25 protein-coding genes are annotated in these 22881 nt (G+C 65.4%); 11 read left to right on the forward strand and 14 right to left on the reverse strand.

From position 1 onward, the window contains the following. Positions 1–22: 22 nt before the first annotated feature. The 3 genes from ABFX56_RS04490 to ychF all read right to left on the reverse strand — a co-directional run bounded on the left by ABFX56_RS04490 (position 23) and on the right by ychF (position 1687). On the reverse strand, positions 23–280 hold the full coding sequence (locus ABFX56_RS04490) for a Txe/YoeB family addiction module toxin (protein WP_346232068.1): 258 nt from the start codon (positions 278–280) through the stop codon (positions 23–25). Next, positions 277–528, reverse strand: a complete 252-nt coding sequence (locus ABFX56_RS04495; RefSeq protein ID WP_346232069.1) for a type II toxin-antitoxin system Phd/YefM family antitoxin — start codon at positions 526–528, stop codon at positions 277–279. Before ABFX56_RS04495 ends, ABFX56_RS04490 begins: the two co-directional genes overlap by 4 nt. 85 nt (positions 529–613) lie before the next feature. Next, positions 614–1687, reverse strand: a complete 1074-nt coding sequence (gene ychF, locus ABFX56_RS04500) for a redox-regulated ATPase YchF (protein WP_346232070.1) — start codon at positions 1685–1687, stop codon at positions 614–616. A gap of 85 nt (positions 1688–1772) precedes the next feature. On the opposite strand from ychF, the gene ABFX56_RS04505 reads away from it, so the two are divergent. Beyond that, positions 1773–2396, forward strand: coding sequence for a 3'-5' exonuclease (locus tag ABFX56_RS04505; protein WP_346232071.1), 624 nt, complete (start codon positions 1773–1775; stop codon positions 2394–2396). A gap of 105 nt (positions 2397–2501) precedes the next feature. Next, entirely contained in the window at positions 2502–3842 is a 1341-nt protein-coding gene (locus ABFX56_RS04510; protein ID WP_346232072.1) for a DNA recombination protein RmuC, read from the forward strand. A 56-nt stretch (positions 3843–3898) separates the two neighbouring features. Here ABFX56_RS04510 and glpX read toward each other — a convergent pair whose 3' ends face one another. Beyond that, positions 3899–4831 carry a class II fructose-bisphosphatase gene (gene glpX, locus ABFX56_RS04515; RefSeq protein WP_346233148.1) on the reverse strand — a complete coding sequence of 311 codons (933 nt, stop codon included), beginning with the start codon at positions 4829–4831 and terminating at the stop codon, positions 3899–3901. 238 nt (positions 4832–5069) lie between these two features. Between glpX and fbaA the strand changes: the two genes are divergently transcribed. Then, positions 5070–6095, forward strand: coding sequence for a class II fructose-bisphosphate aldolase (gene fbaA, locus ABFX56_RS04520; RefSeq protein WP_346232073.1), 1026 nt, complete (start codon positions 5070–5072; stop codon positions 6093–6095). Here fbaA and ABFX56_RS04525 read toward each other — a convergent pair. Next, the gene (locus ABFX56_RS04525; protein WP_346232074.1) at positions 6092–8131 is read right to left on the reverse strand and encodes an acyltransferase family protein; all 2040 of its coding nucleotides are present in this window, start codon (positions 8129–8131) and stop codon (positions 6092–6094) included. The genes fbaA and ABFX56_RS04525 overlap by 4 nt on opposite strands. 57 nt (positions 8132–8188) lie before the next feature. Then, complete coding sequence (locus ABFX56_RS04530; RefSeq protein WP_346232075.1) at positions 8189–8743, reverse strand: DUF6264 family protein; 555 nt, start codon at positions 8741–8743, stop codon at positions 8189–8191. Positions 8744–8814: 71 nt separating this feature from the next. On the opposite strand from ABFX56_RS04530, the gene xseA reads away from it, so the two are divergent. The 5 genes from xseA to ABFX56_RS04555 are packed head-to-tail and all read left to right on the forward strand — an operon-like array spanning position 8815 to position 13247. Further along, positions 8815–10053: an exodeoxyribonuclease VII large subunit gene (xseA, locus tag ABFX56_RS04535; RefSeq protein ID WP_346232076.1), complete on the forward strand. Its 1239-nt coding sequence runs from the start codon at positions 8815–8817 to the stop codon at positions 10051–10053. Positions 10054–10104: 51 nt separating this feature from the next. After that, on the forward strand, positions 10105–10443 hold the full coding sequence (locus tag ABFX56_RS04540) for an exodeoxyribonuclease VII small subunit (protein ID WP_346233149.1): 339 nt from the start codon (positions 10105–10107) through the stop codon (positions 10441–10443). Between the two features lie 5 nt (positions 10444–10448). Next, a complete protein-coding gene (locus tag ABFX56_RS04545; protein WP_346232077.1) occupies positions 10449–11123 on the forward strand; it encodes a DUF4245 domain-containing protein in 675 nt (224 codons plus the stop codon). 56 nt (positions 11124–11179) lie between these two features. Further along, positions 11180–11803 (forward strand): carbonic anhydrase, encoded by a 624-nt coding sequence (locus ABFX56_RS04550; protein ID WP_346233150.1) that lies wholly within the window; start codon positions 11180–11182, stop codon positions 11801–11803. A gap of 46 nt (positions 11804–11849) precedes the next feature. Continuing rightward, positions 11850–13247: a class II fumarate hydratase gene (locus ABFX56_RS04555; RefSeq protein WP_346232078.1), complete on the forward strand. Its 1398-nt coding sequence runs from the start codon at positions 11850–11852 to the stop codon at positions 13245–13247. 10 nt (positions 13248–13257) lie between these two features. Here ABFX56_RS04555 and ABFX56_RS04560 read toward each other — a convergent pair whose 3' ends face one another. The 4 genes from ABFX56_RS04560 to ABFX56_RS04575 form a co-directional block, all read right to left on the reverse strand. Further along, positions 13258–14028 carry a DUF6199 family natural product biosynthesis protein gene (locus ABFX56_RS04560; protein ID WP_346232079.1) on the reverse strand — a complete coding sequence of 257 codons (771 nt, stop codon included), beginning with the start codon at positions 14026–14028 and terminating at the stop codon, positions 13258–13260. Positions 14029–14065: 37 nt separating this feature from the next. Next, the gene (gene phoH2 / locus ABFX56_RS04565) at positions 14066–15433 is read right to left on the reverse strand and encodes an RNA 5'-3' helicase PhoH2 (RefSeq protein WP_346232080.1); all 1368 of its coding nucleotides are present in this window, start codon (positions 15431–15433) and stop codon (positions 14066–14068) included. Positions 15434–15594: 161 nt separating this feature from the next. Then, entirely contained in the window at positions 15595–16716 is a 1122-nt protein-coding gene (locus tag ABFX56_RS04570; protein ID WP_346232081.1) for an aminotransferase class V-fold PLP-dependent enzyme, read from the reverse strand. Between the two features lie 4 nt (positions 16717–16720). Then, the gene (locus ABFX56_RS04575) at positions 16721–17506 is read right to left on the reverse strand and encodes an isoprenyl transferase (protein WP_346232082.1); all 786 of its coding nucleotides are present in this window, start codon (positions 17504–17506) and stop codon (positions 16721–16723) included. Between the two features lie 71 nt (positions 17507–17577). Between ABFX56_RS04575 and trhA the strand changes: the two genes are divergently transcribed. Then, positions 17578–18312, forward strand: a complete 735-nt coding sequence (gene trhA, locus ABFX56_RS04580) for a PAQR family membrane homeostasis protein TrhA (RefSeq protein WP_346232083.1) — start codon at positions 17578–17580, stop codon at positions 18310–18312. Here the strand turns inward: trhA and ABFX56_RS04585 are convergent. Next, positions 18309–18560 (reverse strand): hypothetical protein, encoded by a 252-nt coding sequence (locus ABFX56_RS04585; RefSeq protein ID WP_346232084.1) that lies wholly within the window; start codon positions 18558–18560, stop codon positions 18309–18311. The two genes, trhA and ABFX56_RS04585, sit on opposite strands and share 4 nt — an antisense overlap. Continuing rightward, on the reverse strand, positions 18560–19435 hold the full coding sequence (mca, locus tag ABFX56_RS04590) for a mycothiol conjugate amidase Mca (RefSeq protein WP_346232085.1): 876 nt from the start codon (positions 19433–19435) through the stop codon (positions 18560–18562). The genes ABFX56_RS04585 and mca overlap by 1 nt, the downstream gene beginning before the upstream one ends. A 65-nt stretch (positions 19436–19500) precedes the next feature. On the opposite strand from mca, the gene ABFX56_RS04595 reads away from it, so the two are divergent. Beyond that, on the forward strand, positions 19501–19893 hold the full coding sequence (locus tag ABFX56_RS04595) for a DUF4307 domain-containing protein (RefSeq protein ID WP_346232086.1): 393 nt from the start codon (positions 19501–19503) through the stop codon (positions 19891–19893). 92 nt (positions 19894–19985) lie between these two features. Next, positions 19986–20483: a transcription elongation factor GreA gene (gene greA, locus ABFX56_RS04600; RefSeq protein WP_346232087.1), complete on the forward strand. Its 498-nt coding sequence runs from the start codon at positions 19986–19988 to the stop codon at positions 20481–20483. Positions 20484–20498: 15 nt separating this feature from the next. Here greA and ilvA read toward each other — a convergent pair whose 3' ends face one another. Continuing rightward, positions 20499–21734, reverse strand: coding sequence for a threonine ammonia-lyase (gene ilvA / locus ABFX56_RS04605; RefSeq protein WP_346232088.1), 1236 nt, complete (start codon positions 21732–21734; stop codon positions 20499–20501). Next, positions 21727–22878 carry an AI-2E family transporter gene (locus ABFX56_RS04610; protein ID WP_346232089.1) on the reverse strand — a complete coding sequence of 384 codons (1152 nt, stop codon included), beginning with the start codon at positions 22876–22878 and terminating at the stop codon, positions 21727–21729. The genes ilvA and ABFX56_RS04610 overlap by 8 nt, the downstream gene beginning before the upstream one ends. Positions 22879–22881 lie beyond the last annotated feature (3 nt).

The following is a 22881-nucleotide window of genomic DNA, read 5'->3' on the forward strand; positions in this document are numbered from 1 at the left end:
GCAATACACCCGATTGCCGATGTCATTCGTAGTGGTAACGGGACTGTGCGATCAGCACCGAGTCTTCTGTCACCTTGTAGATGAGTCGGTGTTCGTCGGTGATCCGGCGAGACCAGAATCCGTGGAAGCCATGCTTCAACGCTTCGGGTTTGCCGATGCCATCGTTGCCGTTCCGCTGTATATCGGTGATCAGCGCGTTGATGCGCTTTAGAATCTTGCGATCTTGCATCTGCCAGTAGAGATAGTCTTCCCAGGCGTGTTCATCCCAAACAAGCTTCATTCGACAAGCTCGCGCTCAACTCCCTGGCCAGCCTCGAGCCGTTCGATGGATGCGAGCAGGCGCCGCGCGTTCGCCGGATTGCGGAGCAGGTAAGCAGTCTCCTTAAGAGACTCGTAATCATCGAGGGCGACAATCACCACTGAATCCTTGCCCGCACGTGTAATCACGACCTCTTCGCGGTCGTCGAGCACCGCGTCGAGCGTTGCCGCATAGTTCGCCCGGGATTCTGAGTATGACAGGGTGCGCATGTCGTCTCCTAAGTACAGGATATTGTACGTTAGGTCGATTCTGGACTCAAGGGCCGTGGGTGCCCAACGCCGTAGGCCAATAACGTTAGACGTTGAAGCGGAACTCGACGACGTCGCCGTCGCGCATCACGTAGTCCTTGCCCTCGATGCGGGCCTTGCCCTTGGCCCTGGCCTCGTGGATGGAGCCGGTGGCGACCAGGTCGTCGAAGGAGATCACCTCGGCCTTGATGAAGCCCTTCTCGAAGTCGGTGTGGATGACCCCGGCCGCCTGAGGGGCCTTCCAGCCTTTGTGGATGGTCCAGGCGCGCGATTCCTTGGGGCCGGCGGTGAGGTAAGTCTGCAGGCCGAGCGTGTCGAAGCCGATCCGGGCCAGCTGGTCGAGGCCGCTCTCGGCCTGCCCGGTGGAGGCCAGCAGCTCGGCGGCATCCTCGTCAGAGAGGTCGATCAGCTCTGACTCGAGCTTGGCGTCCAGGAAGATGGCCTTGGCCGGGGCCACCAGCGCGGCGAGCGCATCCCGGCGCGCCTGGTCACCGAGCACCGCCTCGTCCACGTTGAACACGTAGATGAACGGCTTGACGGTGAGCAGGCCGAGTTCCCGGATCGGCTCAAGGTCGATCGTCGAGGCGGACAGCGGCTTTCCGTCGTTCAGCCAGGTTGCGGCCTCCTGCGCGGTCTTCAGCACCTCGGGCGCGGTGCGCCGGGTGCGCACCTCCTTCTCATAGCGTTCGATCGCTTTCTCGAGGGTCTGCAGGTCGGCGAGGATCAGTTCGGTGTTGATCGTCTCCAGGTCATCGGCCGGGTCAACCGTCCCGGTGACGTGCACCACATCCGGGTCCGCAAAACCGCGGGAGACCACGGCGATGGCATCGGCCTCGCGGATATTGGCGAGGAACTTGTTGCCGAGACCCTCCCCGACCGAGGCGCCCTTGACGATGCCGGCGATGTCGACGAAGGACACCGGCGCGGGCAGGATGCGCTCGGAGTCGAAAAGCTCCGCGAGCACCTTCAGGCGGGCATCCGGCAGGTTGACGATGCCGATGTTGGGCTCGATCGTCGCGAACGGGTAGTTCGCCGCGAGCACCTGATTCTTGGTGAGGGCGTTGAACAGGGTCGACTTGCCCACGTTGGGAAGTCCGACGATTGCGATAGTGAGAGCCACGAGGGTCCATCGTACCGGGCTGCTTCGCCAGGGTCGCGGGGCGTCGCTACCGGGTCGGGTCGGATGCGCGTGAGACGATCGGCCCATGAGCCTGAACTTCACCGCGATCGACTTCGAAACTGCCAACTCGAACAGCGCGTCCGCGTGCTCGGTCGGGCTGGTCAAGGTGCGCGGCGGCGTCGTGGTGGACGAGGCCGGTTGGTTGATCCGACCGCCGGCCGGGTACGACTCGTTCAACGAGTGGAACACGCGCATCCACGGGATTATGGCGCCGGATGTCGAGGGGGCGCTGCTGTGGAGCGAGCAGCTTCCCGATCTGGTCGCCTTCGCCGACGGCGACGCGCTGGTGGCCCACAACGCCGGCTTCGACATGGGCGTGATCGCCGCCGCCTGCGCCGCTTCCTACGTCGACTGCCCGGCGTTCAGCTACCTCTGCAGCCTGCGCGTGGCCCGGAAGACCTACAACCTCGACTCCTATCGGCTACCGGTGGCGGCGATGGCCGCCGGATTCGAGGACTTCCACCACCACGACGCCCTGGACGACTCCCGGGCCTGCGCGGCGATCATGGTGCACGCCGCGGGACGCGCCGGCGTCGACTCGCTCGAGGAGCTCGGGAGCATCCTGGGCATCCCGTTGGGCGCGATCGGGGCCACCTCGGCGAGCGCCACTTTGTCATCGGCGCGCCCGCTCGAACAGGCGCGCCGGTAACAAAGTGGCGCCGCCAACCGCCTGACTGGGATCCCGGGCACTACGAGACCCAGCACGCCGGGCCGACGAGGCAGCAATGTCGGTGCCGCCTGCGACACTGGACGCATGGATCCTCTTGTTGCTCTACTCATCGGTCTCGCGGTAGGAATCGGGCTCGGCGCCGTCATCGGTGTGCTCAAGGCGAGGTCGCGCGTTGGCATGCCGGTGGGCGAGAATCCCGAGGTGCTACAGGCCCGGCACGAGGCCGCCATGAGCGAACTGCGCGCGCAGGAGCAGGAGGCGCGGACGGCGCTGTCCGCCGAGTTCGCCTCGGCGCAGGCGACCGCGCAGGCGCTGCGTGAGCAGGTGTCCGGGCTGCAGGAACAGCACCGGGAGCTGCTGGAGCGGCAGCGCGCCGAACAGGCGGCGCGCACCGAGCGGGAGCGCGCCGAAAGCAAGGTGTTGCAGTTGCTGACCCCGGTGCAGGAGAGCCTCCGAACGATGCAGCACAAGGTGACCGAGCTCGAAACGCAGCGCAGCCGCCAACACGGCGAGTTGAGCCAGCAACTCAGGTCGGCGACCGAATCCGAGGAGCGTCTGCGCCAGACGGCCGAGACGCTCGCGGCGGCGCTGAAAAGCAACAGCACTCGCGGCGTGTGGGGCGAAACCCAACTGCGCAACGTGGTGCAAGCCGCCGGACTCATCGAGCGGGTGGACTTCGATGTGCAGTCCAATATCAGCTCGGATGCCGGAGCCGGCCGGCCAGACATGGTCGTGCATCTGCCGGGCGGCAAGAACATCGCCGTGGACGCCAAGGTGCCGTTCAACGCGTACCTGGAGGCCAGTCAGATCCTCGTGACGGCCGTCGGCGAGGAAGGCGCGAAACGCGAGCACCTGCTCAAGCAGCACGTGAAGGCCTTGCGCGCACACATCGACACGCTGGCGAGCAAGACCTATTGGGAGGGCCTGGACGCTTCCCCCGAATTGGTCATCGCGTTCATCCCGAGTGAGTCGCTGGTCTCCAGCGCGCTCGAGGCGGACCCGTCGATCATGGACTATGCGTTCGGCAAGCGCGTGGCGCTGGCCTCGCCGGTCACTTTGTGGTCGGTGCTGAAGACGGTGGCATTCAGTTGGCAGCAAAACGTGCTGACCGAGGATGCCAAGATGCTGTTCGACCTGAGCCGGGAACTGTACGGCCGGCTTTCGAAGCTGTCGGACCACGTGGAGAAGCTGGGTCGTTCGATCGAGAGGAGCGTCAAGGACTACAACGCCTTCGTGGGCTCGTTGGAGCGTCAGGTACTGCCAAGCGCGCGCAAACTCAGTGCGCTGGACGAGTCGAAGGTGCTCGGTACGCTCTCCGGGATTGAAGAGTCGCCGCGCGAGTTGACCGCGTTCGAGCTGACCACCACGCCGGCACAGCAGGAACTAGACCCGGTGGGCGCAGGAGTTTCCCGCAGCAACGGCTGACAGCCGCGGGTGAGCTCAGGGCCGGGTGACGCTACCGGCGTGGTGACAGGAGCGGCTTAGAGCCATTTCGAGATTTGGTGCTCGGCCCGCACGCGCCGGATCGTGCCGGAACGGGAGCGCAGGATGATGCTTTCGGTGCGGATGATCGGGCCCTTACGCTGCACGCCCTCCACCAACCCGCCGTCGGTGACACCGGTTGCCACGAAGAAGGTGTTGTCTCCGCTGACCATGTCGTCGGCGTCCATCACCCGATCGAGGTCGAGCCCGGCATCCGCGCCCCGCTGCCGCTCCTCGTCGTTGCGCGGTGCCAACCGTGCCTGCATGAAGCCACCGAGTGCCTTGATTGCGCAGGCGGTCGTGATGCCCTCGGGGCTGCCACCGGTGCCGGCACACATGTCGATCCGGCTTTCGTACCGCGCGGCGTTGATGCCGCCGGCCACATCGCCGTCCAGCATGAGGCGGGTACCGGCGCCGGCCGCGCGGATGTCGTCGATCAGCTGGGCGTGCCGGGGCCGGTCGAGCACCGCCACGGTGATTTCGCCCACTTCTTTGTGCTTGGCCTTCGCGAGCGCCCGGATGTTCTCACCGATCGGTTTGCGCAGGTCGAGCACGCCGACACCTTCCGGGCCGGCAACGATTTTGTCCATATAGAAGACGGACGACGCGTCGAGCATGCTGCCGCGGTCGGAGACGGCGATCACCGACAGCGCGTTCTGCCGTCCCGCCGCGGTAAGCGAGGTGCCGTCGATCGGGTCGACCGCGATGTCGCAGGCCGGACCCTTGCCGGTACCGACGCGCTCACCGTTGAACAGCATCGGTGCGTGGTCTTTCTCACCCTCGCCGATAACGACGACACCGTCGAAATCCACGGTCCCGAGGAACTTGCGCATGGCATCCACTGCGGCACCGTCGGCCGCATTCTTGTCGCCGCGGCCGATAAACGGCCAGGCTCGAATCGCGGCCGCTTCCGTCGCACGGACCAGTTCCATGGCGAGGTTGCGATCGGGGTTGAGGACCGGGCCAGAGGCATCATTGTTCACTCTTCAACCCTACTGAGCGCCCACTGCGGACGTTTGTCACCGTCGGACGAAAGATCAGGGATTCTTAAGGCTTCGCGCGTTTTAACATCGGGAGGGAGAGCACCATCCCGAATCAATAGACTCGTGAAGTGAGGGCCCCGCACTCCGGGAGCCTCACCGTGTGAACCCCGCTGTGAAGGAGACACCAATGCCTGTTGCAACCCCCGATCAATACGCCGAAATGCTCGACGCCGCCAAGGCGGGCGGTTTCGCGTACCCCGCCTTCAACGTGTCGTCGTCCCAGACGGTCAACGCCGCCCTGCAGGGCCTGTCCGAGGTGGGCTCGGACGGCATTCTGCAGATCTCGACCGGCGGTGCGGACTACTTCGCCGGCCAGTCGGTGAAGGCACGCGCATCCGGGGCCCTCGCCTTCGCCGCGTTCGCCACCGAAGTCGCGAAGAACTATCCGATCAAGGTGGCCCTGCACACCGACCATTGCCCGGCGAATGCGCTAGACGGATTCGTGATGCCGCTCATCGAGGCATCCGAGGCCGAGGTGAAGGCCGGGCGCAATCCGATCTTCCAGTCCCACATGTGGGACGGATCCGCCGTGCCGCTGGCCGAGAACGTGCGCATCGCCTCCGAGCTGCTGCCCAAGATGAAGGCGATCCACGCCATCCTGGAGGTGGAGATCGGCGTGGTCGGCGGCGAGGAGGACGGCGTCAGCAACGAGGCCGGTGAGCACCTTTACACGACCCTGGACGACGCGGTGGCGATGGTGGAGGCGCTGGGCTTGGGCGAGAACGGTCGCTACATCACCGCGCTCACTTTCGGCAACGTGCACGGAGTGTACAAGCCCGGCAACGTGAAACTCCGTCCCGGGCTGCTCGGTGACATCCAGAAGGGTCTGGCCAGCCGGTACGGCACTGCGGATAAGCCACTCGACCTGGTCTTCCACGGCGGATCCGGTTCGTCGGATGCCGAGATCGCCGAAGCCGTGGCCAATGGCGTGATCAAGATGAACGTGGACACCGACCTGCAGTACGCCTTCACCCGGTCGATCGCGGGCTACATGTTCAAGAACTACGACGGCGTGCTGAAGGTGGACGGCGAGGTGGGCATCAAGAAGCAGTACGACCCGCGCGCGTGGGGCAAAGTTGCTGAGACCGACATGTCCAAGCGGGTCATCCTCGCGGCCCAGCAGCTGGGCTCGGCCGGCAAGTCGATCGGCTAACTGCCGTTCATCGCGGGTGAGAGGATGGCATCCGCCAGGACGGCGGACAGGTTCCTGCTGTGCGCCGCGGTGAGGTGCGACCTGTCGGCGAGTACCGGGGTGTCCCACACGAATGACGGGCAGCGGCCTTGGGGCCCACAAAACCACGACGCCGTGTCGACATAGTCCACGGGAAGTCCCGTCGCCGCCGCTCGCTCGGCCTTCTCTGTCAACTCGTCTTCCGGCGGACGCAACAGCAAGCACGCATCTGGTGTGCTTCGCAGGATAGCGCAAGTGTCGAATCCCTTGCCGGTGGGCGGGCTCTGCAACACCACGACTCGCTCGCTGGCCTCTGCTATCAACGCCAGTGACCTGTGCATACCGGTCTCCCACTCCGTTTCTGACGCAGCGCCCTTGGCACCGCTCACCAGACGAGTGATAGTGGACGCAGCATCCGAGGCCACGACAACTGCTGGGTGCAGGCTCTGGATATACGACAGCGCCCAATGCCGGAACCTAGAGCATTCCGGCACTGCGGAACCATCGCCTAAGTAGGTCTCCACGTCCGCGACCGGGCATTCTGCCATTGTCAGCACGACCACGCGATAGCCCCGCGGTTCAAGCGCTTTGCGTATTCCCGGAACCCAGCTGATGGCGACCGAGTCCCCCAGCACAACGGCTAACTTCTGCGCGGAAGGGCTCCCGTAATCGCAGCGCTTGGCGTTGGCAACCGGATTCGCGAGCGCTCCGGTTGAGTGCCCCAAACAGCCGTCACTCACCCACGCCGGAGCCTTGTCGTCGGCGCCGATGGTATCGATAGATGGCGTGAGTTTCGGCCATGCCTTCATCATCAACGCAGCGTCGATGCCTTTCCAGAGAGCACGGAGGGCAGGGCTCTGACCAGTGCGATACACCCGCCCCTGAGCGACGGCAACCGAAGTACGAGGAGCAATGTTGACGACGAGGACCGAGCAGCCGACAATACACAAGACCGCGAGTGCCGGCCTCACGATACGAACCTGATGGCGCGTTCGCCGGATCGGATTCTCCACCAGATGAAAAGTGGTGACGGCTAATGCTGCTGTCACGACGAGTGCAGCGGCTTGATAGCGTCGCGGCGTGCTGGCGAGAAAGAGACCGACAATGACGAAAGACGGCAGATGCCATAAGTACAGCGAATACGAGATATCTCCTACATAGTTGGCCGCGCGATTGGTGAGCAGCCAGGGCTGCGGTCGGCGTCTATCGACGCCGGCAGCAATGATCGCCGCAGTTCCGGCGATGGGCGCCAGGGCGAACGGGCCTGGAAATGGTGTTTCCGAGTTGATGAGCAGCGCGCTTGCCGCAATGACGCCGAGTCCGCCCCAGGCGAGGAACGGGCGAAATGCCTCCGACATCGCTGAAACACGAGGAGCAGAGATCGCCAGGAGAGCCCCGCTCGCCAGTTCCCAGATCCGCGAGAATGTTGAGAAATACGCCACAGTCGGATACACGGAGGTCTCCCAAACGGCAAACCCGAAGGACGCGATTCCGATGACGGCGATTGCCACTGCCGCCCTGCGGCGGTGCCGGGGCACGGCGATCGCGAGGGTCAACAGCAGGATGAGCGGCCAAACGAAATAGAACTGCTCCTCGATCGAGAGCGACCAGTAATGCTGGAGCGGGGAAACCGCATCACCGGCGTGCATGTAGTCAGTGCCGGTGATGATGAATCGCCAGTTAGCACCGAAGAGAGTCGCCCAAACGCCGTCGGTGAACAGCGCCGCCGATCGTGACCTGGTGAAGACGACAAACCCGACGGCGAGCGTTGTTACGGTAACAGCGAGCGCTGCCGGCAGGATGCGCCTGACTCGGCGCCGGTAAAACTCGGCCAATGAGATTGTGCCGGTGCGTTCGTGTTCGCGTAGAAGCAGCCCGGTGATGAGGTATCCGCTGATCACGAAGAAGACATCGACACCGATGAATCCGCCACTCGGCCAGCCGAGGAAGTGGTTCGCTATGACCAGCAGTACGGCTACGGCTCGAAGCCCCTGAATGTCCCGACGATGATTTTGCACATCGCGGAATCATAATCACCTATAGGGACTCGCGGCAGCCCCAGATTTGAGCCGGTGTTATGAGCCCATTTTGTCCAGATAAGTCATGAAAGCAGGGTCGGAGACCACGGCCACGGTCATGATGACCGCGATCGTGATGAACAGCAGCGTGGCCCCGACCAGCGGCAGCCACCACGATATCCGGTGCTTGCGGATCAACAAGGTACTCACGGCTGCGGTCGCGAGCCAGACCACGACACTGACCGCGATCGCGACGAGACCCAGTGACGAGGCCAGCGCACCGGACGTGTAGGTCCCGTAGCCGAGCTGGTCGTAGACACTCTGGATGGTCGTGCCCAGGTTCGCGTAACTGCCGATGCTCATGGCGATGTTGACGAGTCCCAAAGCGAGCAAGGTGACGGTGACGATCAGGTTGGTCTGTTCCCGTCGATGCGCAACGTCGTCAGAGCGTACGTTCCGGAGAGCCGGTGCCGGATGCCCGGTCGCCGGTGGCGTCAGCTGCTGCGGGATGCCGGGCGAGGCGGGTGCCGCTGCGGGCAGACCCATCGCTTCGGCTTGCGCTTGAGGGGTCGCGTACTCGCCGTACCGGGGACGCGGTCGTTGTTCGGTCATGCTGTCTCGGCTATGCTGCCCACGCGCCAATTGTAGGCTGAGGGATTCCACGGAACCTGGAAAGGACCACCATGACGATCGCGGATGCCCCGCCTACGGTGGACGCTCCGTGGCCGGTCGCGCTGCTGTCCTCGAAGATCAAGGGTTGGATCGACCGTCTGGGTTCGGTGTGGACCGAGGGTGAAATCACCCAGTGGGGCGTCTCCGGTGGGAACGTGTACGGCAAGCTCAAAGACCTCAGCGTCGATGCCACCGTGGGATTCACCATCTGGTCGTCGGTGCGCGGCAGACTCCCGAGCGACTTGCGGCAGGGCGACCGTGTTGTGGCGCTGGTCAAGCCCAACTACTGGGTCAAGGGCGGCACCCTCACCATGCAGGTCTTCGAGATGCGTCACGTCGGTCTCGGCGACCTCCTGGAACGGCTGGAGCGGTTGCGCACGAAGCTGGCGGCCGAGGGTCTGTTCGATCTGGCGCGCAAGAAGCGGATCCCATTTTTGCCGAGGTGCATCGGACTGGTCACCGGCAAGGATTCCGATGCCGAGAAGGACGTGCTGCGCAACGCGCAGTTGCGCTGGCCGGCGGTGAAATTCCGGATCGCGTACGCCGCCGTGCAGGGCGACCGGGCGGCCGGCGAGGTGACCGCCGCCCTGAAGCGGTTGGACGCGGACCCCGAGGTCGACGTGATCGTCGTGGCGCGCGGCGGCGGCGACTTCCAAAACCTGATGGTGTTCAGCGATGAGGGGCTGGTCCGGGCCGCCGCCGCATGCACCACCCCGATCATCAGTGCGATCGGCCACGAAGCCGACCGCCCACTGCTCGACGACGTGGCGGACCTGCGGGCATCCACCCCCACCGACGCCGCAAAACGCGTAGTGCCGGATGTCGCCGAGGAACTCAACCGGGTTCAGCAGGCACGCGCACGGCTGACGATGAGAGTCACCCGCCTCATCGGCATCGAAATCGACAAACTCCAACAGTTGCGCACCCGGCCGGTGCTCGCCTCCCCGGACTGGTTGGTCGATTCCAGGGCCGAGGAGCTCTCGCGCTACGTGGGGCGGGGGGCCGAACTGATGGACGTGCTCATCGATAAGTCGGTGGCACGGGTGAGGGACTTGCGCGCGCAGTTGCGGGCGCTGTCGCCACAGCGCACCCTCGACCGCGGATACGCCATCGCGCACCTGCCCGGCGGTGCGCTGGTGCGGGACTCGAAGGATGCGCCGGCGGGCACACCTCTCCTCCTCACGCTCGCCCGCGGTGCGCTGTCCACCACCGTGGACCGGGAAGAGGTCGGTCAAAACCCGCGCCGATAGAATGGCATCGTGGAGACGACATCGACAGACAGCGCTGCCAGGAACTCCGATGTGACTAATACCGACTCGACGAACACCGGTCCGACAAACACCGCGGCGCCGAACGACGAGGCGCTTGCGAACGGCGGTCTCAGTTACGAGCAGGCTCGCGACGAACTGGTCCGGGTCGTGTCCGAGCTGGAGCAGGGCACCGCGACGCTAGAGGACTCCATCGCCCTCTGGGAGCGTGGCGAGGCCCTGGCGCAGCGCTGCGAGCAGTGGTTGATCGGCGCAAAGGCCAGACTGGACGCCGCACGCTTGGATGCCGCGCAGCGTGATTCACAACAGAGGGACTCTCAACAGCGCGATTCTCAACAGCGGGACTCGCAGCAACGCACCGCGGGCAACTGAACGGCATGACTTCGGACCACGACCAGACGACCTCCGCGACCGACCAACACATCGTCGCGGAACTCGGCCGTGCGGAAACCGCGGAGGAAACCGCGCAGCGTAAGGCGGATGCCACACAGAAGCGCCGGTCGCGCCAGACCGCCACGAACTTGCTGCTGTCGCTGGCCGCCTGTCTCGCCGTCGTTTTCGCGGTGATCCTCGTCGCCGTGCGTCCCACCGCTCCGAACCTCCCCGAGGTGGACTACCTCGCCGTCGCGCGACAGGCTCAGTCGGGCATCGCCGCGCCGCTCGCCGCGCCGCACCTGGACGGTGGCTGGTCGGCCAACTCCGCGCAACTGAACTCCGAAAGCAGCGACGGGGTCGTGTCGTGGTATGTCGGCTTCCTCACTCCGGGCGATCAATTCATCGGTCTGAGACAGGGCATCCAGGGCGGCGACAGTTGGATCGCGAATCAGCTCTCCGGCAGCCGCGCGACCGGCACCACCGTCATCGCTGCGGTGCCCTGGAAGGTGTACGACCGGCGCGACGCGCGCGATCCTGGGAACCTCGCCTACGCGATGTCGACCACGCGTGGGTCCAGCGCATACGTACTGTTCGGCACCGCGAAAACCTCCGAATTCCACACGCTGGCGACCGCGCTAGCAAAGCAGTTTGAAACGACAGGAAAGGCATCACAGTGAGCACGTCCGCACTTCAGGGAACCGCCAGCCAGCCCGCCACCGAGGCGGGTGCCACCATGACGCTCACGCCGGCGCAGGCGTGGGAAGAGATGCGCGCCGGCAACGAGCGGTTCACGGCGGGAGTCCCCGAGCATCCGCACCAGGACGTGGAACGGCGCAGCGAACTGGCCGACGATCAGGCACCCCACGTGGTGCTGCTGGGCTGCAGCGACTCCCGGCTGTCGTCGGAAATCATCTTCGACAAGGGCCTCGGCGATCTGTTCGTCGTCCGCAACGCGGGTCATATCGTGTCCGACTCTGTCATCGGCTCGCTGGAATACGCGGTGGAGATCCTGCACGTTCCGCTGGTCGTCGTGCTCGGTCACGACACCTGTGGCGCGGTGCGGGCCGCGATCGACAGCCTCGGTTCCGAGTCGGCCACCCTGCCGCCGCACATTGCCAGCCTCATCGAACCGATCATCCCCGCCGCACGCAGGGTCAAGGATCAGCATCCACAGCTGGCTGAGCCGGATGCCGCGGAGGTCGGTCGCGAGCACGTGCGGGACACCGTGGCGGCTCTTGTGCGGGGTTCGGAGATCATCAGCGCCGCGATCGCCGCGGGTACGCTGGCCATTGTGGGCGCCAACTACCGGCTCCGCGAAGGCAACGTCGTTCCGCACACCGTCGTCGGGACCGTGTGACCCCGCCATCTTCCCCAGTTCACGAGTAACAGAAAGAGTCAACGCTGTGACCAACTCCCCGGAATTCCGCATCGAGCACGACACCATGGGCGAGGTGCGCGTGCCCGCCGCGGCGCTGTACGGCGCCCAAACCCAACGTGCGGTCGATAACTTCCCGATTTCCGGAGCCGGCCTTGAGCCAGCACAGATCGTGGCACTGGCCAGGATCAAGCGGGCCGCAGCGACGGTGAACGGCCGACTGGGCATCATCGACGCCACGATCGCCGACGCGATCGTGGCGGCGGCCGACGAGATCATCGACGGCCAGCACCTGGACCAGTTCCCGATCGACGTCTACCAAACCGGCAGCGGCACCTCGTCAAACATGAACATGAACGAGGTCCTCGCGACGCGGGCCACCGCCATCTCCGGCTCCCCCGTGCACCCCAACGATCACGTGAACGCGTCCCAGTCCTCGAACGACGTCTTTCCGACCTCGGTGCACGTCGCCGTCACGGGGGCCCTGCTGCACGACCTCATCCCGGCGCTGGAGCGCCTGGGCGACTCCCTGGCCGCCAAGGCGGACGAGTGGAAGACCGTGGTGAAATCGGGCCGCACGCACTTGATGGATGCGACCCCGGTGACTCTGGGCCAAGAGTTCGGCGGATTCGCGCGGCAGATGCGACTGGGCGTCGACCGGATCACCTCCGCCCTGCCGCGGGTCGCCGAAGTACCCCTCGGCGGCACCGCCACCGGCACCGGCATCAACACGCCACTCGGATTCCCGCAGAAGGTCATCGCGCTGCTCGCGGAGGACACCGGGTTGCCACTGACCGAGGCGTTAGATCATTTCGAAGCGCAGGGCGCCCGGGACGGCCTCGTCGAGGCATCCGGAGCGTTGCGTGTCATCGCCGTCAGCCTCACCAAGATCTGCAACGACGTGCGCTGGATGGGGTCAGGGCCCAACACCGGGCTCGGCGAGATCCACCTCCCCGACCTGCAGCCCGGCTCCTCGATCATGCCGGGCAAGGTCAACCCGGTCGTCCCTGAGGCGGTGCTCATGGTCTGCTCGCGGGTGATCGGCAACGACGCGACCATCGCCTGGTCTGGGGCATCCGGTGCGTTCGAGCTGAACGTGGCCATCCCGGTGATGGGCACCGCGCTGCTGGAGTCCATCAGGCTGTTGTCCACCTCCACCCGGCTGCTGGCGGACACCACCATCGACGGCATCGTCGCAAATGTGGAGCGCGCCCGCGCTCTGGCGGAATCGTCACCGTCCATCGTCACCCCGCTCAACCGGGTAATCGGCTACGAGGCAGCAGCGAAGGTAGTCAAGAACGCCATTGCGAAGAGCATCACTATCCGCGAGTCAGTCATCGACCTCGGGTTCGTGGAGCGCGGCGAAGTCACAACTGCGCAACTGGACACCGCACTCGATGTGCTCAGTATGACCCACCCCGGCTAAGCCGCGCTGTTCACCCCGTCGCGACCTGAACGCGCCTCACCGGCGCACCGTCGAGCTGGTGCACCTCCCGCGACCCGAGCGCGTCAGAGAGTTGCAACGGAACGAGCACCGAGGTTCCGGCGCGCTCGGCCGGTGTGGGATCGCAGTCGCGCACGTGCACGACGTTCGACCCGTCGGACGGGTTCGCCTGCCCGTAGAAGACACCCACCGTGACGACGTCCCCCTCCTCGTGCACCACGACCCGCTGCGGGAAGCATCGCCGGTCCCCGTTCACCTGAACGACCAGGTCAGCGGTGTCCAACGCCACCAGGCCAGGCGCCGGCGGAACCCCCACCAGACCGTTCGCTTCGACGGCGTCTTTCTGCCTGAACTCGGGCAGCGCGAACAGATAACTGGGCTGGCGCCGGATGCCGTCCACCGCCTGATAGCCGAGCAGCGGCTGATCGACCAGTCCGACGGGAGCCTCGTCCAGGGGCATGATGACCCGGTTGACCACCACAGGGGAAGGTGCTCCCCACATCCGCTGCACCGCGGTGTGCGGCTTCCCGGCGGTGGCGTCCCCGGTCGTCGGTTGGATGACGGCGATCCCCGTCGCGACGACGGCGACGATGCCGATCAACGCCACCAGCCGGTAGAGACCGAAGACCGCCGCGCTGGGCTCGTTGCGATAGGCGTCGCGGTAACTCCACCCGATCACGGTCCTCCACAGCAGCCGCGGTGCGAGAAGCGCACACACCAGCAGGGCGAGGAGGGTCGCCGCGACGATGAGGAGGAAGTTCACTACTCGACCCTAGACGCTCGCCGCTGAGGGCGAGCCGTCACGACATATCGCCCGACTCCAACATTTCCGTCACGAGCGCGGCGATCGCACTGCGTTCCGAACGCATCAGCGTGATGTGGCCGAACAGCTGGTGCCCCTTCAGCCTCTCGATGACGGCCGCAACACCGTCGTGGCGGCCCACTCGCAGGTTGTCGCGTTGTGCGACATCGTGCGTGAGCACCACGCGCGAGTTCTGCCCGATCCGGCTGAGCACCGTCAGCAGCACGTTGCGCTCCAACGACTGCGCCTCATCGACGATCACGAACGCGTCGTGCAGCGAACGGCCGCGGATGTGCGTCAACGGGAGCACCTCCAGCAGGCCGCGCTCCACGACCTCGTCGAGCACGTTCTGGGACACGACGGAACCGAGGGTGTCGAACACCGCCTGAGCCCACGGATTCATCTTTTCCGCGGCATCCCCTGGCAGGTATCCGAGTTCCTGCCCGCCCACGGCGTACAGCGGACGGAACACCATGATCTTGCGGTGTTGCTGTTTCTCGAGCACCGCTTCCAGGCCCGCGCAGAGTGCCAACGCCGACTTGCCGGTGCCGGCGCGCCCGCCGAGCGACACGATTCCGATCTCGGGGTCGAGCAACAGATCGATGGCCAGCCGCTGCTCGGCCGACCGGCCGTGCATACCGAAGATCTCCCGGTCGCCGCGCACGAGACGCATCTGCCCGCGGCTGGTGACCCGACCGAGCGCCGAGCCACGCTCCGAGTGCACGACGAGCCCCGTGTTGACTGGCAAATCGCCGAGCAGCCGGCTGCTGAGTTCTTCGGAGTCGTACAGGGCCGACATCTGTTCGGCAGAAAGGTCGATCTCGGCGACGCCGGTCCAGCCGGAATCGACGGCTTGCTCGGCTCGGTACTCCTCCGCGGCAAGACCGACAGAGGCCGCTTTCACCCGCAACGGCAGGTCCTTGGACACCACGGTGACCGCGAGGCCGTCATTGGCAAGATTCAGCGCCACCGCAAGGATGCGCGAGTCGTTGTCGCCCAACTGCAGCCCGGACGGCAGCACCGATTGGCCGGAATGGTTCAGTTCGACGCGCAGCGACCCGCCATGGCCGATGGCGATCGGGTAGTCGAGCCTGCCGTGCTTCATCCGCAACTCATCGAGGTTGCGCAACGCTTGCCTGGCGAAGTAGCCAATCTCCGGGTCGTTGCGTTTCGCCTCCAGTTCGCTGACCACGACCACGGGAAGAACGATGTCGTGTTCGGCGAAGCGGAAGATGGCACCGGGATCCGACAGCAGCACTGATGTGTCGAGAACGTAGGTGAGTTCGGCTTGCTGGTGGTGGGGTGTGCCGAATGGTGCGGCGTCGGTCTGAGGGGTCACGGTAGTCGGGGCCACGATGGTCTCCATCCGCGGATGCTCAGCATCCGGTTCCTTCTCACGAAGACGACCGTTGTCATCCGCGAAACGCTACTGATGTGGCCGCTTCGATCAGGCACCCTGCCCGATAACACAGACGCTACGACCCCGCCACAGAACCGGCAACCTCCGACACGCCAAGGCGGCCAAACTCAGATCTTGACCGCCGCGGCGTAGCCGGCGAAGCTGGCCCTCAGCATCTGGAAAGTCTCCTCGTCGGTGGTGACGTGAGCGCTGAGCCGCACGGTGCCCTGCCTGGTTGTGGCGCTGACGCCGTGATTGAACAGGGACGCGGTGAGCACGGTGAGCTGGTCGGCGGCCGGTTCGAGCACGACGATCCCGGCCCGCTCCGTGTCACTCCTCGGGGAGGAGACAGGGATGCCGAACTCATCCGCGATGGCCAGCAGCCGTTCGGTCTTGTCCCGCACCGAACTGGCGATCTGCTCCACCCCAACGCCGTAGATCTCCTCGAGAGCCGTGGCGAACCTCGCCTGCGCCATCGGGCTGGGATTGCTGATGCTGAATGCGGCGGCGCCGTGGCTCGGCGCGATCACCTCATCAAGCGGCAGGTCCTCGTCGGTCGCGTTGAAGCCGGAGAACACCGGAGTCAAGCGTTCCACTGCCCTGTCGCTCAGCGCCAAGAACCCGGTTCCCCACCCGGCGCGTGCCCACTTCTGCCCTCCGGATGCCACAACATCCGCCACCTGGTACGGTGCGTCCACCACGGAGAAGCCCTGGATCGCATCCACGATCAGAAGGCGATCGCCGATGACTTGCCGGATGCCGTCGAGGTCGGCGAGGTAGCCGGTGCGGAAGTCCACCAGGCTGACCGCGACCGCGGCGGTGGATGAGGTGATCTGATCGCGGACGGTGCCGGGCGTTACACGGCCGTAGTCGGTCTGCAGCCACACCGGGCTCAGCACACCGAGCGACTGGGAGGCCCGCACCGCGGCGAAGGTGGTACTGGGGAACTCGGCCGGCGAGAGAGCAACACCGCCGGTGATTCCGAACATCGCGTGCATCAGCCCGGTGCTGGTGTTGGGTTGGAACACCACCTGGTCAGGCCGGAATCCGGTGAGAGCGGACACGGCGTCGCGCACCCGTTGGTCCTGGTCGAGCAGGGTGTCCAAGCTGCCGAACCGTGCTCGGCGTAGCATCTCGGCCTGCGCCTGCTCCTCCTCGAGTACCGCGCGGCCGAGCGGGCCGACGCTGGCGAAGTTCAGGTAACCCGGATCCTCGTCGAACCCTGCCGCGAATTCCTCAATCGTGGTCACTGTCTTAACTCCCATACCGGCGCTGGCGCCGCGCGTAGTCACGCAGGGCGCGGAGAAAGTCCACTTCGCGCAGGTCGGGTCCCAGCGCCTCGACGAAGTAGAACTCGCTGTGGGCGCTCTGCCACAGCATGAAGTCGCTGAGCCGTTGCTCGCCCGAGGTGCGGATCACCAGATCCGGGTCGGGCTGGCCACCGGTGTAGAGATGGCTGGCGATCAGTTCCGGGGTCAACCGGTCAGCCAGGTCATCGAGGGTACCGCCTTCGCTGTCCAGCTCGCGTACGATGCTGCGCATCGCATCCGCGATCTCGCGTCGACCGCCGTAGCCAACCGCGAAATTGATGTGCAGACCGGTGTTGTCCTTGGTGCGGGCCTGCGCGGCCGCAAGAACCGCCACCAGCTCGTCGGGGAGGCCGTCCAGCGAGCCGACGTGCTGCACCCGCCAGTTGCGGAAGTGGGAGACATCTTCCGCAAGGTCTGCGATGATCTGGAACAGCTCATGCAACTCGCGTGGCGTGCGTCCGCTGAGGTTGTCTGTCGACAACAGGTACAGCGTCGTCACCCTGATCCCGAGGTCGTCGCACCAGATCAGGAATTCGCGGAACTTGGCGGCGCCCGCACGATGCCCGGATGCCGCAGTTTCGAAGGCGCGCGCCTTAGCCCAGCGTCGGTTGCCGTCGAGGATCATCGCCACGTGCTTCGGCAGATCCTGGCTCGCGAGCCACCGTCGAATCCGGCTCTGGTACAGCCCGTAGAGGATACCTTGCCCCAGTGGGACTTCCCGCTCTCGCACAGGCCTACGCTAGTCCCTCGCGGGCGGCCGCATTTGCACCGGGGCGCAGTTGGCGGCCCTAAGCTGATCTGGTGGCAGGTGAATCGGAGGACGACACGGGCCCGTCGGACGATGATGCGGAGCCGGTGAATCTACCGCTTCTCGACGCCGCGATCGCCGAGACGGAGGCCAGACCGACCTGGCGGGGCTGGATTCACGCGGCGACGTTTCCGGTGGCGGTGGTGCTCGGAATCGTGCTCATCGTCTCCGCGGTCACGCCCGCGGCGAGGGTCTCTTCGCTGGTGTTCGTGCTGTCGTCGCTGCTGTTGTTCGGCATCTCGGCCCTGTACCACCGGTTTGACTGGAAGCCGGGCACGAAGCGCCTTTTGAAACGCATCGACCACGCCAACATCTTCCTGCTGATCGCCGGGTCTTACACACCGATCACCGTGCTCGCCCTGCCGCACGACAAGGCGGTCCTGCTGCTGTGGTTGGTGTGGGTCGGGGCCGGCCTGGGGATCGCGTTCAACGTCTTCTGGATCGGCGCTCCGCGCTGGTTGTACGTGCCGCTGTACCTTCTGCTCGGCTACGCGTCGCTCGCGTTCATCGTCGACTTCTTCACGGCTAATGCCGCCATGATGACGCTCATCCTGGTCGGCGGTATCTTCTACACGATTGGGGCGGTGATCTACGCGCTGAAGCGACCGAATCCATTCCCTGGCCGATTCGGATTTCACGAGATCTTCCACGCGCTCACCCTGCTCGCGTTCCTGTGCCATTGGAGCGCGATCTTCCTGGTGGCGACGGTTCCGCCGGTGCTGGGTTAGGAGTCCCTGGGCTCTTCGCCGTTGGCGAGATGCTCGGCCTCGTCCGCGAGCCGTTCCGCTTCGAGTTTCTCGCGGATCTCCCCGCGGTAGCGTGCCCGGCGCACCCGCCTGGTCAGGTCGAACATCAGCAGGATGGTCGCGCCGGCGACCAGGAACGTGGCGAGGAACCCCACCCAGGTCGGGGTGACCGTGTTGGGGTCGAAATCCGGCTTGGGCGTCGCGAGCCACAGGTAATGCAGGACCGTCATCATTCCCCCTCGTGGCTGTCGGCAATCCCGGCGAAGAGATCGGTTTCCGGCACGGTCGATGCCACCGACGACTGCACCAATTGGAAATCCTCCCACGGCCATGCTTGCCGCTGCAGCTCGTTGGGCCAGAAGAAGAAGCTGCTGTCGGGTGCCACCTGGCTGGCGTGAGCCCGCAACGCGTCGTCGCGGCGCTCGAAGAAGTCGCCGCTGGGCACCTGGGTGGTGGCCAGGTAGGGACGTTCTTGCATCCACCGGCGGATCTTCGTCAAGTCGTCGAGCAGGGCGGAGTCCGGGTCGTGAGCCAGGAGCGCCGCGTGCATCGCGTTCATGCGCTTGGAGTTCATGATGCGGTCGTAGTACACCTTCGAAATCTGCCATGGCGCGCCGGCATCCGGGTACTGCAGCGGATCCGCGGCGGCCTCGAACGCGAGCATCGAGACCTCGTGCGCACGGATGTGGTCCGGATGCGGGTAGCCGCCGTTCTCGTCGTAGGTGATGAGCACCTGGGGTCGGAAGTCACGGATCAGTTTCACCAGCGGAGCGGCGGATATTTCCAGGGAAATCGCAGCGAAGCAACCGGCTGGGAGGCTCTCTCCCTCCGCGGGCATCCCGGAGTCCACATAGCCCAGCCAGCGGTGCTCGAACCCGATGATCGACTGGGCGTTGGCCATCTCGAGTCGACGCAGACCCGCCATGTCCCGCTGGGCCATCGCGCTGCCCTGCAACGCCTCGTTGAGGATGTCGCCGCGCTCACCGCCGGTGCAACTGACGACGACTACCTCGGCCCCGCGATCGACGTAGTAGGCGTACGTGGCGGCGCCCTTGCTCGACTCGTCGTCGGGATGGGCGTGGACCGCGAGCAGACGCTGTGTCACCGAACTCCTAGGGAAAAGCCAATAGCCTTGTCTCAAGAGTAATCGACAGCCGAGGATGAGGAACCGTGACCAACCCTGCCCTCGATGCACGCTACGGTCGCCGGAAGCCGCTGCCGCGCGGCGCCCGCTGGGCCGTCATCGGAGCCGTCGGCGCGCTGGTGCTCGCACTAGGGATCTGGCTCGTGGCGGGAAGCCTGGGCGGTTCAGCCCTGGAAACCAACGACCTCGGCCACCGGGTCATCGACCAGTACAGTGTCACCATCAACTTCGAACTCTCGGTGCCACCGGGGTCGGCCACCAGTTGCGCGCTTCAGGCCCAGAACGAACAACACGGGATCATCGGCTGGAAAATCGTCGACATCCCTGCCTCGGACCGCTTCACCCGATCGTTCACGCAGACCGTGCGCACGGCGGAGCGCGCGTTCACAGGCTTGATATACCGCTGCTGGCTCACGTAAGCTGGGGGGAATCGCATAAGAGACCGGCCCCTCGGCCGGTCTCATTTGTTTTGTTGCCGAACGCCCGGTCCGGCAGAGGTAAGGAGTGCACGATGACCGATATCGCTAACGCCAGCAACGTCACCTGGCTGACGCAGGAGGCCTTCGACCGGCTGACGGCCGAACTCGAAACGCTGAGCACTCAGGGTCGCGTCGAGATCGCCAAGAAGATCGAACTGGCGCGAGAAGAAGGCGACCTCAAGGAAAACGGCGGCTACCATGCCGCGAAAGAGGAGCAGGGCAAGATCGAGGCCCGGATCCGCCAACTCACGACTCTGCTGCGTACGGCCACCGTCGGTGATGCCCCCGCCGATGACGGCATCGTGGAGCCCGGCATGCTCGTCACGGCCAACATCGCCGGCGACAAGAGCATCTTCCTCGTCGGCAACCGGGAGATCGCCGGCGACAGCGATCTCAACGTCTACAGCGAGCAGAGCCCGCTCGGCATGGCGATCATCGGCCACAAGCAAGGCGAGACGGTGCGCTACACCGCGCCGACCGGCAAGGAGATCACGGTGAAGATCGTCAAAGTGGAGATCTTCGAGCCCTGATCCCCCGGGGCCGGGTCAGCTCACCCGCGGGTCGTAACCGTCCTCCCGCAACCGGTCCAACACCCGTTGGACGTGTTCCGGTCCACGCGTTTCCAGGCTCAACTCGAGTTCCACTTCGCTGATCAGCGCGCCGCGGCCGTGGCGCGTGTGCAGAACCTCGACGACGTTCGCGTTGACCTCCGAGATGAGGTTCGAGACTCGGGCGAGCTGTCCCGGACGATCCGGCAGCAGGAGCTTCAACTTGAGGTAGCGGTCCGAGGCGGCCAGGCCGAGCGCGATCACCCGTTCCATCACCAGCGGGTCGATGTTCCCGCCGCTGAGTACCGCGACGGTCGGGCCGGTGCTGGTCACCTGTCCGGTCAGAATCGCCGCGACCGCCACGGCCCCGGCCGGCTCGACGACAAGTTTGGCGCGCTCCATCAGCATCAGCAGCGCCCTGGCGATGTCATCGTCGCTGACCGTGACGACCTCGTCGACCAGGTCCCGGATAATTTGGAAGTTCAATTCCCCGGGCTTGCTCACCGCAATGCCGTCGGCGATGGTGGGCGAGATGGTGATCTCGGTCGGTTCGCCGTTTCTCAGCGAGACCGGATACGGCGCGGAGTTCTCCGCCTGCACGCCGATCACCCGGAAGGTGCGGGAGTCCCGAGTGCCCAGAAGTTTCAGCGCGCTGGCGATGCCGGAGATCAGCCCTCCCCCGCCGATCGGGACGATCACGCTCTCAAGATCTGGGACCTGGTCGAGAATCTCCAACCCCAGTGTTCCCTGGCCCGCGATGATGTCGACGTGGTCGAACGGCGGGATGAGCACCGCGCCGGTCTCCCTGGCGAACTCCGCAGCCGCCCGCAGCGGTTCGTCGACGGTGTGCCCGCGCAGCACGACGTCGGCGCCGTAACGCCGGGTGGCCTGGAGCTTGGGCAGAGCAACCCCGACAGGCATGAAAATGGTCGCCGCGATCCCCAACTCCCGGGCAGCCAGGGCCACCCCCTGGGCATGATTCCCGGCCGAGGCGGCGACCACGCCGCGGGCACGCTCGGCCGCTGACAGCTTCGCCATCCGGTTGTACGCGCCACGCACCTTATAGGATCCGGTGCGCTGCAGGTTCTCGCACTTGAGGTACACCGGGACCCCGAGGATCTCCGCGAGGAACCGTGAACTCTCCATCGGAGTGACGGAGGCGATTCCGGACACCACCTCCCGTGCCGCTTCAATGTCCGCCAGTGTAGGACCGACAAGGACACGTTCAGGCATCTACTGCCCCGTTCTTCCCGAAGGAATCGACGCTCAACGCACCGGGATCGGCGCGCCATCTTCCACTGGCGATAAACCGGATCATGACGTTCAAGACCGCCACGACGGGCACCGCGAACAGTGCGCCGGGGATGCCCGCCAGGAAGCTGCCTGCCGCAACTGCGAACACAACGGCGACCGGATGCACCTTGACGGCGCTTCCCATCACCAGCGGCTGCAGAACGTGTCCCTCGATCTGCTGGACCAGAAGCACGATGGCCAGCATGATCAAGGCGATCACCACGTCTTTGTAGATCAGCGCCACGAACACCGCGAGTGCTCCGGTGGCCACCGCACCGACGATGGGAATGAAGGATCCGAGGAACACCAGGGCGGCGATGGGAATAGCCAGCGGCAGGCCCAGAACGAGTGCGCCGACTCCGATTCCGATGGCGTCGATCGCGGCGACGAAGATCTGCACCCTGACGAACGACGTGAGTGTCGCCCAGCCGACCCGGCCGGACTTGTCAACGGCAACGCGGGCGCGTTTCGGGAACAGCCTCACCGTCCACTCCCACATGCCGCGACCGTCGATGAGGATGAACAGGGTCGTGAACAACGTGAGCAGCAGACCGGCCAGGAAGTGCCCGGCACTGGAACCCACCGACAACGCACCGCTCACCCAGACTTGGCTGTCCTGCTGCACGGAGTTCCAGACTTGGTCGGCGTACTGAGTGATCTGGGAATCAGTCAGATGCAGCGGCGACTCGAGCAGGAACTGCTTAAACTGCTCCCACGCCTGAACGCTCTGCACCTGCAGGTCCGGGAACCCGGCGCGCACCTGGGCGACGACGAGAAAGACCAACGCCGAGACCACGCCGATCAGCCCGAGTTCGGCGAGCGTCACGGCCAGCCACTTGGGCCACCGATGACGCCGCAGGAACTGCACGAACGGCACGAGCAGTGCCGCGAGCAGCGTGGACACGAGCAACGGGATGACGATCAGCCGGAGCTGGATGACGATGTAGATCAGCACGGCCAGCACCGCCAGGATCAACAGCAGCCGCCAGGACCACGCCGCGGCGATCCGGACGCCCTGCGGGACCGCTACGTCGTTCGCGGGCACGGCGGAGGATGCCGGGGGTGTGCGCTTGCGAAAGATCACCAG

The organism is Parafrigoribacterium mesophilum, from assembly GCF_039652555.1.
GTDB classification, from domain to species: domain Bacteria; phylum Actinomycetota; class Actinomycetes; order Actinomycetales; family Microbacteriaceae; genus Parafrigoribacterium; species Parafrigoribacterium mesophilum.

Excerpts from the sequence above, each read along its gene's own strand:
- ABFX56_RS04585 (WP_346232084.1), bottom strand. The coding sequence starts at position 18,560 with ATGACGGTCCTGCATTACCTGTGGCTCGCGACGCCCAAGCCGGATTTC.
- ilvA (WP_346232088.1), bottom strand. The coding sequence starts at position 21,734 with ATGCCTGAACGTGTCCTTGTCGGTCCTACACTGGCGGACATTGAAGCG.
- ABFX56_RS04510 (WP_346232072.1), top strand. The coding sequence starts at position 2,502 with ATGGATCCTCTTGTTGCTCTACTCATCGGTCTCGCGGTAGGAATCGGG.
- ABFX56_RS04505 (WP_346232071.1), top strand. The coding sequence starts at position 1,773 with ATGAGCCTGAACTTCACCGCGATCGACTTCGAAACTGCCAACTCGAAC.
- ABFX56_RS04550 (WP_346233150.1), top strand. The coding sequence starts at position 11,180 with ATGACGCTCACGCCGGCGCAGGCGTGGGAAGAGATGCGCGCCGGCAAC.
- ABFX56_RS04545 (WP_346232077.1), top strand. The coding sequence starts at position 10,449 with ATGACTTCGGACCACGACCAGACGACCTCCGCGACCGACCAACACATC.
- greA (WP_346232087.1), top strand. The coding sequence starts at position 19,986 with ATGACCGATATCGCTAACGCCAGCAACGTCACCTGGCTGACGCAGGAG.
- xseA (WP_346232076.1), top strand. The coding sequence starts at position 8,815 with ATGACGATCGCGGATGCCCCGCCTACGGTGGACGCTCCGTGGCCGGTC.
- fbaA (WP_346232073.1), top strand. The coding sequence starts at position 5,070 with ATGCCTGTTGCAACCCCCGATCAATACGCCGAAATGCTCGACGCCGCC.
- ABFX56_RS04495 (WP_346232069.1), bottom strand. The coding sequence starts at position 528 with ATGCGCACCCTGTCATACTCAGAATCCCGGGCGAACTATGCGGCAACG.
- glpX (WP_346233148.1), bottom strand. The coding sequence starts at position 4,831 with ATGGAACTGGTCCGTGCGACGGAAGCGGCCGCGATTCGAGCCTGGCCG.
- ABFX56_RS04490 (WP_346232068.1), bottom strand. The coding sequence starts at position 280 with ATGAAGCTTGTTTGGGATGAACACGCCTGGGAAGACTATCTCTACTGG.
- phoH2 (WP_346232080.1), bottom strand. The coding sequence starts at position 15,433 with ATGGAGACCATCGTGGCCCCGACTACCGTGACCCCTCAGACCGACGCC.
- ABFX56_RS04530 (WP_346232075.1), bottom strand. The coding sequence starts at position 8,743 with ATGACCGAACAACGACCGCGTCCCCGGTACGGCGAGTACGCGACCCCT.